General features: G+C 64.4%; 19 protein-coding genes. 5 read left to right on the top strand and 14 right to left on the bottom strand.

The genetic code is table 11. The features are described from left to right. Positions 1-44 precede the first annotated feature (44 nt). On the top strand, positions 45-725 hold the full coding sequence (locus OC446_RS11625) for a hypothetical protein (protein WP_262029186.1): 681 nt from the start codon (positions 45-47) through the stop codon (positions 723-725). Here OC446_RS11625 and OC446_RS11620 read toward each other — a convergent pair. The 7 genes from OC446_RS11620 to OC446_RS11590 form a co-directional block, all read right to left on the bottom strand. Next, complete coding sequence (locus OC446_RS11620) at positions 722-1,285, bottom strand: response regulator (RefSeq protein ID WP_410055061.1); 564 nt, start codon at positions 1,283-1,285, stop codon at positions 722-724. The genes OC446_RS11625 and OC446_RS11620 overlap by 4 nt on opposite strands. Positions 1,286-1,297: 12 nt before the next feature. Next, positions 1,298-1,789: an ATP-binding protein gene (locus OC446_RS31015; RefSeq protein WP_410055060.1), complete on the bottom strand. Its 492-nt coding sequence runs from the start codon at positions 1,787-1,789 to the stop codon at positions 1,298-1,300. Positions 1,790-1,814: 25 nt separating this feature from the next. Then, a complete protein-coding gene (locus tag OC446_RS11610) occupies positions 1,815-2,021 on the bottom strand; it encodes a hypothetical protein (protein ID WP_262029185.1) in 207 nt (68 codons plus the stop codon). A 125-nt stretch (positions 2,022-2,146) separates the two neighbouring features. Continuing rightward, a complete protein-coding gene (locus tag OC446_RS11605; RefSeq protein ID WP_262029184.1) occupies positions 2,147-3,526 on the bottom strand; it encodes an FAD-containing oxidoreductase in 1,380 nt (459 codons plus the stop codon). Further along, positions 3,523-3,987 carry a DUF4126 domain-containing protein gene (locus tag OC446_RS11600; RefSeq protein WP_262029183.1) on the bottom strand — a complete coding sequence of 155 codons (465 nt, stop codon included), beginning with the start codon at positions 3,985-3,987 and terminating at the stop codon, positions 3,523-3,525. Before OC446_RS11600 ends, OC446_RS11605 begins: the two co-directional genes overlap by 4 nt. Before the next feature lie 125 nt (positions 3,988-4,112). Beyond that, the gene (locus tag OC446_RS11595) at positions 4,113-4,592 is read right to left on the bottom strand and encodes an SRPBCC family protein (protein ID WP_262029182.1); all 480 of its coding nucleotides are present in this window, start codon (positions 4,590-4,592) and stop codon (positions 4,113-4,115) included. Between the two features lie 30 nt (positions 4,593-4,622). Further along, positions 4,623-5,054, bottom strand: a complete 432-nt coding sequence (locus OC446_RS11590) for a VOC family protein (protein WP_262029181.1) — start codon at positions 5,052-5,054, stop codon at positions 4,623-4,625. A gap of 63 nt (positions 5,055-5,117) precedes the next feature. Between OC446_RS11590 and OC446_RS11585 the strand changes: the two genes are divergently transcribed. Next, the gene (locus OC446_RS11585) at positions 5,118-5,819 is read left to right on the top strand and encodes a winged helix-turn-helix transcriptional regulator (RefSeq protein ID WP_262029180.1); all 702 of its coding nucleotides are present in this window, start codon (positions 5,118-5,120) and stop codon (positions 5,817-5,819) included. 95 nt (positions 5,820-5,914) lie between these two features. On the opposite strand, the gene OC446_RS11580 is transcribed toward OC446_RS11585, so the two are convergent. Then, positions 5,915-6,646, bottom strand: coding sequence for a dienelactone hydrolase family protein (locus OC446_RS11580; RefSeq protein WP_262029179.1), 732 nt, complete (start codon positions 6,644-6,646; stop codon positions 5,915-5,917). A 135-nt stretch (positions 6,647-6,781) separates the two neighbouring features. Between OC446_RS11580 and OC446_RS11575 the strand changes: the two genes are divergently transcribed. Then, on the top strand, positions 6,782-7,885 hold the full coding sequence (locus tag OC446_RS11575; protein ID WP_262029178.1) for a patatin-like phospholipase family protein: 1,104 nt from the start codon (positions 6,782-6,784) through the stop codon (positions 7,883-7,885). A gap of 4 nt (positions 7,886-7,889) precedes the next feature. On the opposite strand, the gene OC446_RS11570 is transcribed toward OC446_RS11575, so the two are convergent. Both OC446_RS11570 and OC446_RS11565 read right to left on the bottom strand, forming a co-directional pair. Beyond that, a complete protein-coding gene (locus tag OC446_RS11570; RefSeq protein WP_262029177.1) occupies positions 7,890-8,069 on the bottom strand; it encodes a hypothetical protein in 180 nt (59 codons plus the stop codon). A gap of 74 nt (positions 8,070-8,143) precedes the next feature. After that, positions 8,144-8,425 carry an HNH endonuclease gene (locus OC446_RS11565; protein WP_262029176.1) on the bottom strand — a complete coding sequence of 94 codons (282 nt, stop codon included), beginning with the start codon at positions 8,423-8,425 and terminating at the stop codon, positions 8,144-8,146. Positions 8,426-8,504: 79 nt separating this feature from the next. Between OC446_RS11565 and OC446_RS11560 the strand changes: the two genes are divergently transcribed. Next, positions 8,505-9,032, top strand: coding sequence for a BON domain-containing protein (locus OC446_RS11560; RefSeq protein WP_262029175.1), 528 nt, complete (start codon positions 8,505-8,507; stop codon positions 9,030-9,032). Between the two features lie 32 nt (positions 9,033-9,064). On the opposite strand, the gene OC446_RS11555 is transcribed toward OC446_RS11560, so the two are convergent. Continuing rightward, positions 9,065-9,268: a hypothetical protein gene (locus OC446_RS11555; RefSeq protein ID WP_262029174.1), complete on the bottom strand. Its 204-nt coding sequence runs from the start codon at positions 9,266-9,268 to the stop codon at positions 9,065-9,067. A gap of 162 nt (positions 9,269-9,430) precedes the next feature. On the opposite strand from OC446_RS11555, the gene OC446_RS11550 reads away from it, so the two are divergent. Then, entirely contained in the window at positions 9,431-10,249 is an 819-nt protein-coding gene (locus OC446_RS11550) for a MipA/OmpV family protein (RefSeq protein ID WP_262029173.1), read from the top strand. Positions 10,250-10,326: 77 nt separating this feature from the next. On the opposite strand, the gene OC446_RS11545 is transcribed toward OC446_RS11550, so the two are convergent. From OC446_RS11545 to OC446_RS11535, 3 genes are all read right to left on the bottom strand, one after another. Next, entirely contained in the window at positions 10,327-10,716 is a 390-nt protein-coding gene (locus OC446_RS11545; protein WP_262029172.1) for a 6-carboxytetrahydropterin synthase, read from the bottom strand. 138 nt (positions 10,717-10,854) lie between these two features. Continuing rightward, the gene (gene catB, locus OC446_RS11540; RefSeq protein WP_262029171.1) at positions 10,855-11,481 is read right to left on the bottom strand and encodes a type B chloramphenicol O-acetyltransferase; all 627 of its coding nucleotides are present in this window, start codon (positions 11,479-11,481) and stop codon (positions 10,855-10,857) included. Between the two features lie 95 nt (positions 11,482-11,576). After that, positions 11,577-13,508, bottom strand: coding sequence for a putative bifunctional diguanylate cyclase/phosphodiesterase (locus OC446_RS11535; protein WP_262029170.1), 1,932 nt, complete (start codon positions 13,506-13,508; stop codon positions 11,577-11,579). Positions 13,509-13,535 lie beyond the last annotated feature (27 nt).

The raw sequence follows: 13,535 nt of genomic DNA, 5'->3' as shown, positions 1-13,535 counted from the left end.
TGCATGGTCCCGCGAAACAGCTAAAGCTGTCCGAAGAGCGTTTCATGATTCCTTGGATTTTACTCGACACGGCAAAAATTCCGGGCGACCGGGGAGACTTGCGCCTCAAGAGGCGTGGGGCCGAGTTCTCCATCATGCTGGGCAGCAACGAACTGATGAACAGCCGTCTCAGTGGTTCCGAGGAGGCGCTCGCCAGACTCACATGCCTGCAACTTCGAGGCCGCAAGCATCCGCGAATCCTGATCGGTGGGCTGGGGATGGGCTTTACGCTTCGTGCCGCGCTCGCTGAACTGGGAGCCGATGCTCAGGTCACTGTGGCTGAACTGGTACCTGCGGTCGTGGCATGGGCCCGCGGTCCCATGGCCGACGTATTCGGCGATAGCCTGACCGATCCACGCGTCAGTATCGTCGAAGGGGATGTCGGCGCTCTGATAAGATCGAGCCGGTCTAGTTACGATGGGATTCTGCTGGATGTCGACAACGGGCCCGAGGGACTGACACGCAAGACCAATGACAGCCTCTACGACTTGGCGGGGCTGAGCTCCGCTCGGACAGCACTGACTCCCGGTGGCGTCTTTGCCGTGTGGTCGTCGGCACCGAATAGGGCCTTTACCCAGCGCCTGCGCAAGGCGGGATTTGGTGTGGATGAGGTCAACGCTCGTGCCCACGGCACACGTGGGGGCGCGAGACACACGCTCTGGATTGCGACGAAACAGGGTGGCTAAGCTGCGTGGCAGGCGTAAAGCGAGAGCAACAATGCCACGTGTTCTTCACGATTTAACCTGTGCACGCTCGCGCAGCTTGTGGGAAGCTTTGCGAAGCAAGCGTGACAGCGCCTCAACGGAATAGGGCTTCTGCAACAGCTCGAACCTGTGCCACCCTCAGCAAGCACATGGCTGTACCCGCTTGTCAGCACCACCGGAAGATCGGGATAGAGCCGTTGCACGTGGCGGGCCAACTCGACACCGTTCATGCCCGGCATCACCACATCCGAGAATAGGATATCATGGGCGCCTGGAGACCTCGCCAGCTCGTCGAGCGCTGCTTGCGCATTCTCGACCCACTTCGTGGAATAGCCCAACTCCCCCAGCGTTTGTGTCACGAAGGTGCCGACGTCGCGGTTGTCCTCGACCACCAGCACACAGGTCCCGGACCCAACTTCGGTGGCCTCCTCCTCCGGAGCCGCCACCCCGGGAGCGGCGATGACCCGGGGTAGGTACAGCGTGAATGTGGCGCCCTGGCCAACCTCGCTGTCAACAATGACCTGTCCGCCGGACTGCTTCACGAACCCAAATACCTAGGACAAGCCGAGGCCGGTGCCGTGGCCAACGCCCTTGGTGGTGAAAAACGGCTCGAAGATCCGGTCGATCTGCTCCGCAGGGATGCCTGAGCACGTGTCGGTGATCGAAATCGCCACGTAAGGAGCTTTGACCGGCGCGTGTCTGCGGACGGCGGGCATCGTCTCGGCCAGCCACACGGTGATCGTGATCTGGCCCTCATCGACGGCCTGCCAGAGCCAGTGTCTCTGGCCAGCAATGGTGACCACAACCTCATCGAGGTGCCAAACATCACGGCGGCTCGGCCTTTTACGCTTGAGGCGGCGGGCGTAGTCTGGCCCGAACTTCAGGGCCCACCGGCGGACGGTCTCATAAGAGATGAGGATTCCGCGCTCGAGCAGCACCTCCTCGACCAGTCGCAGGCTCAGAAGGAATCTGAAATAGAGCCAACCCGCATGGGCAATGATCTCGGGTGGAAAGCGATGACGTTTGTAGCTGACGGGCTTGGTCATGCCAGCCTATCTACAAGGCTCGCTCTCACACCCGAGTTAACGTGACGAGCCCGTCCAGGGCGTAAGCGGGATCGTCATTCTCGAGCGCCCGGATCTTTTCCTCGACCAGATCGGCCAGGACGCTTCTCGGGCTCGCGGCACGCAATTGCCTGACGGCGTCCCTGATCTGCTTCAGATCGAGTGGCGACAGAGCCGTCGTCCCTTGCCGTTTCGATTCCTGATTCGACGTCATGGGTGGTTCTCCGTGCGAGCAGCCGAAGACCACGGTAGGCGTGGCCGTTTGTTCGCTGCATTGCGGGAGAATTACAATTCCGTAACACGATCGGCCCGACAGGATTGCACGTTTCCGGGTTCGCCTCAGACCGCAGGTTTCAGGTCGCCGAGGATTGTCGGAATCAGTTCCGAGACGGTCGGATGGATCGGCACCGCCCATTGCAGGGTGGTGATATCCGCACCGGCATTCATCATGTCGAGGATGCCGTGGATCGCCTCGTCGCCGCCGGTCCCGAGAATGGCCGCCCCGAGGATCTTTCGTGTCTCGGCATCGGCGACGATCTTCATGAAGCCCTTCGTTTCATCCTTCTCGATGGCCCGTCCGACCCGCGTCATCGGACGCTTGGAGACGAGAAGCTTGCGGCCCGATTGGCGCGCCTCCTTTTCCGTCATGCCGACGCGTCCGAGCGGCGGATCGATGTAGAGCGCGTAGCCCAAAAGCCGGTCACTCACGCGCCGCGATGCGCCGTCGAGGAGATTGGCGGCCACGATCTCGTAATCGTTGTAGGCCGTGTGCGTGAAGGCGCCGCGTCCATTGCAATCGCCCAGGGCCCAGATTCCCGGGACATTCGTCGCAAGAGTGTCGTCGACCTGGATCATGCCCCGTGCATCGACCGCGACTCCCGCCTTGTCGAGGCCCAGATCGTCCGTGTTGGGGCGGCGTCCGACGGCGAGCAGCACATGCGAGCCGACCACGAACGGATCGCCGGAGGTGCAATCCACATCGACCGCCACGCCGTCCGCATGCGGCTTGAACCCGATGCAGGTGGCATCGGTGCGAACTGCGATCCCTTCGGCAGTCAGGATGTCGCGAATGGCTTCCGACACATCCTCGTCCTCGCGGGCGATCAGGCGCGGCCCTTTCTCGACCACCGTCACCTGCGCGCCGAAGCGGCGATACATCTGGGCGAATTCGAGCCCGATATAGCTGCCGCCGACCACGACGAGATGACGGGGAAGAGTGTCGAGCTGGAGGATCGACGTGTTGGTGAGATAGGACACCGTGTCGACGCCCGGCATGTCGGGCACGCTCGCGCGACCGCCCACATTGAGGAAGATCCGCGGCGCCGTCAGCAGCTCCTCGCCGACGCGAATCACATCCGGTCCCTCGAAGCGGGCATGGCCTTCGAGGACGGTCAGACGGTCCATGCCGCGCAGCCAGGTCTCGACATTCGTGCGTGCATGGGTCGAGACTGTCTGGGCCCGCGCCTTCACCCGCTTCATGTCGACCGCGACGGGGCTCGCAATGGAGACGCCGAAATCCGCCCCCCGGCGCGCCAGATGCGCCGCGTAGGCGCTCGCCACCAGGGTCTTGGTCGGCATGCAGCCGGTATTGACGCAGGTTCCGCCGAAGAGCTTGCGCTCGATGATGGCGACATTCATTCCCGCCGCCGTCAACCGCCCGGCGAGCGACGGCCCTGCCTGCCCGGCTCCGATCACGATGGCGTCGAAAGTCTTCGTCATGGCACCGCTCCCACGATCAAGGCCGCTCCGAGGATCGCAATCGCATCCTCGATCAGGGCGGCGGGACGATCCTTGCTGAAGGCGGCGGCGAGGCGCGCCCTCCCCTCCGCTCCTCCAAGGGTTCCGATGATCCCGCCCACGGCTCCGGCGACGAAACCGCCGAGGAAGGAACCGCCCTGCGCGGCGATCGCGCCGCCGCACAACCCGCCGATGATGATCCGAGCCGCGAAGGGAAGCGGCGTCTTGCGGCTGGGCGTGGTGGGAAGCTGATCGCCGATCAGTTCGCCGATGGCGAGAACCGTTAGGATCCACGGCGTGAAACGATAGCCCAGGAAGGCGAGCCAGGTTCCTTCGAGATGGATGAGGCCTAGAAAGGTCGCCCAGCTGATCGCAGCCGGGGCCATCATCGCACGCAAGCCAGCAATCACTCCGATCAGGAGCGCCAAGATATAGACGACCATCGCTCTCCCCTGCTGCTGCCGGAGCTTGCATGGCCGGGGTGACTTTTACAATCCTATGCGGAAGAGCATCGGGAGCGCGACGGCCCGGAAGGGAGGTCGGGACAGTCCGTCCCTCCTCCGGTGGATCAGGCCGCGGAAGCCTCGGACCGGCCTTCCGCCAGCTCGGCCAGCTGGCCCGCCACGATGCCCCAACCCTGATGGAAGCCCATCTGCTCGTGCTGCTTCATGGCCTCTTCGCTCCAATGCCGCACGCAGGCGGTGTAGCGGGTGCCGGAGCCTTCCGGCTCGAAGGTGAAGACGGCCACCATGAAGGCATTCTGCGGGATCCAGCCCGGCCGGAAGGCATCGGTCACGACGATCCTGCGATGGGGCACGACCTCCAGAAAGACGCCTTCATGAGGCATGTCGGTGCCGTCGGGCGAGCGCATCATCGTATAGGCCCGCCCGCCGGGACGAAGGTCCCAATCGATGACCGGCGTCGTATAGGGGCGTGGCGCCCACCATTCGCCGGCGCGTTCGGTCCAGATCGTGTAGACGGCCTCGGGCGAGGCCGCGATCAGCCGCGTGATCGAGAGTTCATGCGCGGCGCCGTTCTGGTCGGTCATCGTCTTCTCTCCCCCTCTTGAATTTTGGGCTCAGGCCATGACCGGCGCGCTCATGGCGTCCTTGGCGGCCGCGAGATCCATCCACATCACTTCCCAGATGTGACCGTCGGGATCCTCGAAGCTGCGGCCATACATGAAGCCGTAATCCTGCTTCGGGCCGGGATCGATCGTGCCGCCGGCCGCCGCCGCGTTGGCAAGGGTGGTGTCGACCTCGTCACGGCTGTCGGCCGACAGGCAGATCAGCACCTCGCTGCTGTCCTTTGCATCGGCGATCTTTTTGGGCGTGAACTGGCGGAACTTATCGTGCGTCAGCAGCATCGCATGGATCGTCTCAGAGAAGACCATGCAGGCGGCGGTGTGGTCGGTGAATTGTTCGTTCTTCACCGCACCCAGCGCCTCATAGAAGGCGATGGATCGGGACAGGTCGCTGACGGGCAGGTTCACGAAGATCAGCTTGGGCATGGAGTCGTTCCCTCTCGGCTTGTGGTTTGACATGGATTCCACGCTTAGTTATAAATAGCAACTATGAAGTTAGAAAAAATAACTGATAATTTGGAAGGCCGCTCCAGGCGCCATTACGAGGATGCCTGCGCGACCGCCCACGCGCTCGACCTCGTCGGCGAACGCTGGGCCCTTCTGGTGATGCGCGAGCTCATGCTGGGCCCGAAGCGCTTCAGCGACCTGCGCGAGAGCCTGCCCGGGATCAGCGCCAACGTCCTGACGCAGCGTCTCGAAGGCCTGGAGGCCGCGGGCATTCTCGTGCGGCGCAAGCTGCCGCCGCCCGCCGCAGCGCAGGTCTACGAGCTGACGGAATGGGGCTATGAAAGCGAGCCGATCTTCCAGGCGATGGGCCGCTGGGCCGCCCGCTCGCCTTCGCACGATCCGACCCTGCCGTTCAGCACCGCATCCCTGGTGCTGTCCATGAGGACGATGTTCGATGCGAAGCGCGCGGCGGGCCTGGATGCGCGGATCGGCTTCCGCATCGGCGAGGACACCTTCGTCGCGCATGTCGCGGACGAACGGATCGATGTTGCCCGCGCGCCGCTCGATCGGGCGGACGTAATCCTGACCGGGATGCCGCCGGTGCTCGCCGGCGCGATCTATGGCGGCCAGCCCGTCGACGGGCTGGAACAGGCGGGCGTGCTTCAGGTCGAGGGCGACCGCGCCCTCGCCCTTCGCTTCATGAGCCTGTTCCCACTGCCGTCGAAGGCGCCGAAGCCTGTGTGAGGGCTCAGAGCATTTTTCGGCAAAGTGGATCCGGTTCGCCGTTCAAAATGCGGCCTCGCAAAGAAGTGAGCTGCTTCCACAGCGTGGAATCAGCTCTAGCGCAATGTCTCGTCGAAGAAGGTGAGCAGGCGCTTCCAGTGCCGTTCGGCGCCCTGCTCGTCATAGACGCCGTGATCGGACACGGTCCAGCCATGGGCCATGCCGATATAGTTCTCGATGATGTGATCGATCTCGGCCCGCCGCAACGCCTCCGCCAGAAGGGCCGATTGTTCAGGCGGAAAGCTGCCGTCGACGCCGGCACTGCCCACATAAACGCGGCCCTTAATCGTCGACACGTGACGATGCGGGCTGTCGGGAGCATCGCTTGCGAGGCGCCCGCCATGGAAGCTCGCGGCAGCCGCGACGCGGTCCGGATAGGCCGCGGCCGCATGGATCGCGCGCCCGCCACCCATGCAGTAGCCGACCGTGGCGATCGGACCCGTGGCGCCGGCCTCCGTCAGGGCGGCGATGAATGCGGCCGTGTCCCGCCGGGTCATGTCCTGGCTCGTGCCTTCGATCATGGCTCTCAGCGCGCTGCGGGTCGGCTCCTCGGAAAAAGCCGTCTTGGCATCGAGCGGGCCGTAATCGCCGAAGCGATAGAAGAGATCGGGCACGAGAACCAGGTAGCCCTCGCCGGCGAGGCGCTCGGCCATCGCATCGAGGGCAGGCCTCGGCCCGAACGCATCCATGTAGAGGATGACGCCCGCGGCGGATCGATGGCTCGGGCGGAACAAGCCCGCCTTGGCGGTTCCGTCTTCAGTCCGGATGGAAATGTCCTGCTTTGCCACGATCGTCTCCTTGCATTGGCGCTGCCCATGCCCGGAACCCTCACCGGAGGCGAGCGTTTCCTGCCGTCTCCTATGCCCGCATGGGAGCGTTCGTTCAAACCTGGCGACGCATGCCCATTTGCCAAGGTATTTCCGATGAACCCTTCGTCGCAGTCCGGTCGGGAGAAGTTGGGCGCGGAGCAGCCGCTCGTCCTGGTGCTCGGCGGCGGCAACGCGCTCGGCTCCTATCTGGCCGGCGCCTACGCGGCGCTTCTGGTACGGGCCATCGAGCCGCAATGGATCGTCGGCGTATCCATCGGGGCGGTCACGGGTGCGATCATCGCCGGGAATGCCCCCGAGGATCGCCTGGACCGGCTCAAGGCCTTCTGGGACGAGGCGATGATTCGCTCGCCCGGCCAGATGGGACGGGGCACGCGGATCCGGCACGCCTACAACGAGCTTCACACGCTCACGGCGCTTCTGTTCGGGCGGCCGGGGCTTTTCGGCCATCGTTATCCCGGGATGCTGTCCATGCTGCCCTGGATGCCGGACGACGTGGCGCTTTACGATCATGCGCCTTTGCGCCGAACGCTGGAGCGGCTCGTCGATTTCGACCGGCTGAACCGGGGCGATATCAGGCTCACGATCGGTTGCGTCGATCTGGAAACCGGCGACGAGGTGCTGTTCGACACCACCCGCGACACGCTCACCCCCGAGCACGTCCTGGCGAGCGCGGCGATCACGCCGGTCTTCCCGCCGGTCGAGATCGGCGGCCGGCTGCTGTGCGACCCGGGCTATACCAACAACCTGCCCCTCGACGTGCCGTTCGCCGAACCGATGGAGCGGGATTTCACCTGTATCGCGGTCGAGCTGTTCAACCTGCATGCCTCCCGACCGGCATCGCTCGATTCCACGGCGGAGCGGGCGAACGACCTCATCTTCGCCAGCGCCACGCGGCGGACTTTGAAGGCGCTCGAGCGGGAATATGCGTTGCGCGACCGATGGGAGCCGGACGGACCTAGGGCCACGCTGCTGCACATGGCCTATTACGCGGGAAGCGACGAGCGCGCCGGCAAGGCCTTCGACTATTCGCCCTCTTCGATCCGGGATCGCTGGGCGGCGGGAACGCGCGACATGGAGAAGAGCCTGTCGCTCCTGGGCGATGCGCCGAAGGAGCATCGGCGCCTGCGCTACCTCGCCCTCGGTCCGCAACAGGAGGCGGTGTCGGCCCAGCTCGGAGCCATGGCGGCGAGTGCCTGAAGGCTCAGGGGCCGCCAGCCAGTGACCCCACCACGGCCATCGTCAGCTCATCGAGGTTGACGCGGCCTTCGATGGTGATCATCTCGGCCTCGCCCGACGTGAAGCGAAGACCCTGCTCGCCCGCCTCCGACTGGCGCTTCAGCTCGGCGACGATGGCCTCGCGCACCTGCTCCTCGATGTTCATCGTCCTGTCCTTTCGCCGTGACGTTGCTCGCTGTCGAACGTCGGGCAGGACGGCGCTGTTCCACAGCCGCAGGGCTAAAGATCCGGCGGACTCGCCCGGCGCGCCTTCAGGCTCCTGAACACGTCAGCATCCATGGTGCCGCGCTCGTTGTTGCAGGCCGCGCAAGCCAAGACGATGTTGTCGCGGTCGAGGGGGCCGCCGGCCGATTTCGGCGTCACGTGATCGAGGGTCGCGAGATCGGGAGCGCGCTTGACGCCGGGGCCCGGCCGCCGCGCAGGGATGCCGCAATAGACGCAGAATCCCTGGTCGCGGGCGAAGATGTCGTTGAAAAATGCGATGCGCCTGGCTGCTTTCATGCGGATGGGATCTGCGTTCTTGTCCTGGAACCGGAGGGAAGCCGGGTGGTTGCTCCTGCAAACCACGAGGAGCAGAACGATGGTAGATGTCCGCCGCAGGAATCGGAACCCTTTCAACGACGACAACGGCTATGGTGACATGCCTTCGCGGGGCGCCGTCGGCTTTCGCGGAGAGGGCCGGGAATATCCGGGCGGCTATGGTGGCGATGCCGACGACTTCGCCGGCGGCGTGATCGACGACGGACGCGGCGGACCTCCGGACGACGAGGGCTTCGATCCGGGCTACAGCCGTGGCCGCTCGGGCCTGGGCGCCTTCGGTTCGCGCGACCCGAACGATCCCGAACTTCGCTCCGACGGCGGCCATCGCGGACGCGGGCCCAAGGGCTACCGGCGCTCGGACGAGCGCATCCACGAGGACGTCTGCGAGCGCCTGACGCAAGACCCGTTCATCGACGCGTCGAACGTCGAGGTGATGGTGAAGGACGGCGAGGTCACGCTCGCCGGAACCGTGTCGAGCCGCGGCCTCAAGCGCCGGGCGGAAGACCTGGCGGAGCTGGCCTCCGGCATTACCCATGTGCAGAACAACCTTCGCGTCGAAGGCGCCTGAACGGGCCGGAGGCGCGTGTCCGGATCAGTCCCTCACGGAACCTCGGGCGGCGGCATCGGGTGGATGACCGGCGTCTCGGGTTCCGGCGGCTGCTCGGGCATCGGGGATGGGGTGCTGGGGAAAGCGGGCTGAGGCGTCTCGGAAGGCGTCGGAATATCGGGTACCGGCTCCGTCGGTGGCGGCTTGGGATAGAATTCGTCCGGGCGCGGACGGCTGCTGGCGCTGAACACGGACAAGAATTTCTCCCTTGCAACATTCTGTCTTTCGTTCAACCGCTCAGGCGCGCGAAAGTTCTTCCCCGTCTGTCACGAACGCGAAACCATAGAGCCAATCGAAGGCTTGACCTTACGTCTGTTTGCGGCCACCACGGCAGGATGGAAATTGCAATCGGAAGAGCCATGCGCGCAGCCCCCTCCCTCGCCGTTCTCGCCGCCCTCGTGGCGGGCACGACCACGGCTCAGGCGGCCGATCTGTTCTTTTCGCCCCAGCCCATGCAGGAATCCACGGGCTGGATCGTCACCGTGAAGGGCAACCTGCGGGTCGGGCCGTCCTATCCGGGTTCAGACGAAACCAGCTTCATCGGCTATCCGTCCCTGAGCTTTCGCCGGGCCGGCACGGTCGAGCGCTTCAGCGCTCCCGACGATGGACTGAGCTTCTCGTTCCTGGAGGATTCCGCCGTTCGCGTCGGCGTCGTGGGCCGTTTCGTAGGCGGGCGCTACTATCAGGACAACCGGGAACTCTATGGCCTGGAGAAGGTCGACTGGGCGGTGGAGCCCGGCGTCTTCGTGGAATACTGGCCGCTCGAGTTCCTGCGGGCCCGTGCCGAGATCCGGCGCGGCTTCGGCGGGCATGAGGGCTTCGTGGCCGATTTCGGCCTCGATGCGGTTCAGCGATTCGGGGCTTTCACGGTCTCGGTCGGCCCGCGCCTTGCGCTGGGCGACAGCGAGTTCATGCAGACCTATTTCGGCGTGACGCCTATCGAGGCGGCGCTGAACGGCCAGGTCACACCCTATCGGCCGTCGGGCGGTGTCACCTCGGTGGGCGTCACGGGAGCCGTCAGCTACGACTGGTCCCCGCAATGGTCGACCACCGCCTTCGTGACCTACAAGCGCCTGGTCGGCGACGCGGCCGACAGCCCGATCGTCAAGCAATTCGGCTCCGAGAACCAGTTCGGTGCCGGACTGACGGTATCCTATTCGTTCGGCTACACGCCCTGACAGCGGGCGGCACGCCTCCACAATGAAAAAGCCGCCCTCGCGAGGGCGGCTTTTTCATCGTGACGATCCGAAAGGCCTCAGGCCGCGAGGCTGCTGCTGGTGCCGGCCGTTTCGCCGCGATAGATGCAGCCTTCCGTGGAACCGGGCATGCCGCGCCTGAGCTCGACCTCTTCGAGATTGGGGAAGCGGTTCTTGACCAGGCGCCAGATATAGGTCGTCACGTTCTCGAGCGAGGCAATGCCGATCTCGGGGTTGAGATCGAGATTGCCGTGGTCCAGGCCCGATCCGTGCTCGCCCTTGATTTCCTTGATGTAATTCTCGACCTCATAGAGGTTGACCGGCCAGCCATAGATCTCGTCGACGGCGCCGCCGAAGGTGAGCTTGACGATGAAGGTATGCCCGTGCAGCCCGGAATAGGGAGCCACCGAATGCGCGGCTTCGAACGTAAATTCGCAGTATGTCTTCATCAATCCTGCTCCCACTGATCCCGGTCGTGCTGTCTGATTGACGTTCCGGCAGATTGATCCTGCGTAACATAGGACGAACCGTCCGGCCAAGTGTGAGAAGGTATTTTCTCTTATGGCCGTGGTTGCGTATGGTGGCCGTCAGCGCTCCCGCCAGGAACGGTGGAGGCCCGCGATATCGGACGAGCAGAGAAGCGGCATGGCCTCCCTGATCTGCTCGACCGGCCAATCCCACCAAGCCATTTCGAGCAGCATGGCGATCTCCTCGTCGGAAAAGCGTTTGCGGACCGGTCGCGCGGGATTGCCGGTCACGACCGTGTAGGGCTCGACATCCCGGGTCACGACGGCCCGGCTCCCGACGATGGCGCCGTGGCCGATCCGCACACCCGGCATGATCATCGCCTCGGTTCCGATCCAGACATCGCTGCCGACCACCGTGTCGCCGGCCGGGAGGAACGGATCCTCCGGGCTTCCGAACGCCCCGTCCTTGTTCATGTAGAAGAACGGGAAGGTGGAAATCCAATCCCGCCGATGCCCCTGATTGCCATGCATCACGAACGTCACGCCCGTGGCGATGGAGCAGAAGCTGCCGATGATCAGCTTGTCCACCTCCGGCTCGTCGGCCAGCAGGTAACGGGCGCATTGATCGAAGGAATGGCCGTGATAGTAGCCGGAGTAATAGCTGTACCGTCCGACGACGATATGCGGATTGGTGACCTGCTCCGCGAGGGGAATCCCCTGCAGCGGGCCCTGGAAGAAGTTCGTCATGCTGCCCCTCGTTTGACCGAATTTTAGCACGGTCGAGCCGGGGGCGAACAAGCCCGTCTATCGGCTAGAGCATCGAACGCGAAAGAGGGTCCCGGTCATGCGACCTGAACCTTGTGCCGGAGGGCGGCCAGGGTGTGAACGAGCTCCCGAGCCGGCTTGGGGCGTCCGAAATAATAGCCTTGGGCATCCGTGCATCCCGCCGCCTGGACTTGGCGCAGCTGGTCTTCGGTCTCGATGCCCTCGGCCACGGTCGGCATTCCGAGGCTCGAGCCCAGATTGGCGACCGACTGCACGATCGCCAGGCAATCCGCCCGCTGCGACATTTCCCGCACGAAGGACTGATCGATCTTGATCTTGTCGAACGGAAAGCTGCGGAGATAGCTCAGAGACGAGTAGCCGGTTCCGAAATCGTCCATCGCGATGCGCACGCCGAGCCGGCGCAGCTGATGGAGCGTCGAGACGGTCATCTCGTTGTCCTGCAGGAGGACCGACTCGGTGATCTCCAGCTCCAGCCGGTGCGGAGAAAGCCCGGACGACGCCAGGGCATTGCTGACGCTCTGCACGAGCCCGCGGTTCCTGAACTGGATCGGCGAGAGGTTGACCGCCACGTGCATCTCGCCCGGCCAGGTGGCGGCCTCCTTGCAGGCCTCCTCGATGATCCAGTCGCCCAGGGGTGAGATCAGCCCTGTATCCTCGACGACGGGGATGAACTCCGCCGGCGGGACGAGACCGCGCTCGGGATGGTGCCAGCGCAGGAGAGCCTCGAAGCCGCCGATCTCGTTTCTTTGGATATTGATCTGCGGCTGGTAGAACAGCTCGAACTCGCCGCTGGTCATCGCCTTGCGCAGATCGACCTCCAGGGCGCGGCGGGCCTGAAGCTGCTCGTCCATGTCCGGCTCGAAGAAGCGGAACGTGCCTCGTCCATCGGCCTTGGCGTGATAAAGCGCCATGTCCGCATGTTTCAGGATCTGGCTCGGGGTCATGTTTTTCTGGGCCAGCGCGATGCCGATGCTGGTGCCGATGAAAAGCTCCTGCCCGTTCACGCTGAACGGCTCGCGCAACGCCTCGACGATGCGCGAGGCGAGCGCGGCGCATTCTTCGGGCCGACGGATCCCGGTCTGCAGGATGGCGAATTCATCGCCGCCGAACCGTGAAATCAGGTTTCGCACCTGGCCTTCGCTGGCCGGTATGCAGGCACGCAGCCGCTCGGCCACAGCCTTGAGCAACTCATCGCCCGTTTCATGGCCGAAGGAATCGTTCACATCCTTGAAGTGATCGAGATCCAGATAGGACACGGCCAGCGTGCGGCCGTTCGGCCTCAGGCGGGCGAGCGCCTGCTCCACTTCGCTGCGAAGCACCACGCGGTTGGGAAGTCCCGTGAGCGCATCCTGATGCGCGAGAACGTGCAACTCCTCGTGGGCCCGTCCCAAAAGGCGATTATGCCGGTTGAGGAGCAGGATCAGGACGACCCCGATCAGGATCAGGCTGGCGGCGATCGCGGAAAAGACCCAATGCAGGCGAATGAGCTCATGTTGATCCTGCTGAACGTTTTCGGACCCGTAGATGAGCACGGTCGACGCGATCTGCGCCAGGCTGCCGTCGAACGGCTTCAGGCTGTCGATGACCTTTTGGACGGCGCCTGGCTGCTCCAGGTTCTGGATCAGCGGCTCCATGGCTTCGAGCGCGGTCTCGAGACGCTGCAGATTGGCCTGATGCTCGGGCTCCCGCCGGAGCAGGGCGTGGAAATCGCCCTCGTTCAGCATCTTCACCCGCCCGACGAGGATGTCGTAGCGCAAGGCGACTTCATCCTTGTCGACGCCGCTGCCGGGTCTCTCGAACTCCGAGAGGCGGTGCTCCAGTCGAACGAATTCGGAGGCTGCCTGGCTGGCTTCCCAGGCGGGATTGTAGACGCCGATCTGACGCAGCGCACCCTGGCGCTGGACGACCAGCACCGAGATGTAGATCGCGGCGATCAGAAACCCACCGATCACGAGGGCGATCACCGTTTTGAATGTGCGCAGCGACAATGGGAGGCCTCCGCCCCTGCCTACCCT

Origin of the sequence: Microvirga sp. Mcv34 (genome assembly GCF_024519725.1) — a bacterium.
Classification (GTDB): Bacteria; Pseudomonadota; Alphaproteobacteria; order Rhizobiales; family Beijerinckiaceae; genus Microvirga.
This window is presented reverse-complemented; position numbering and strand designations above follow the sequence as displayed.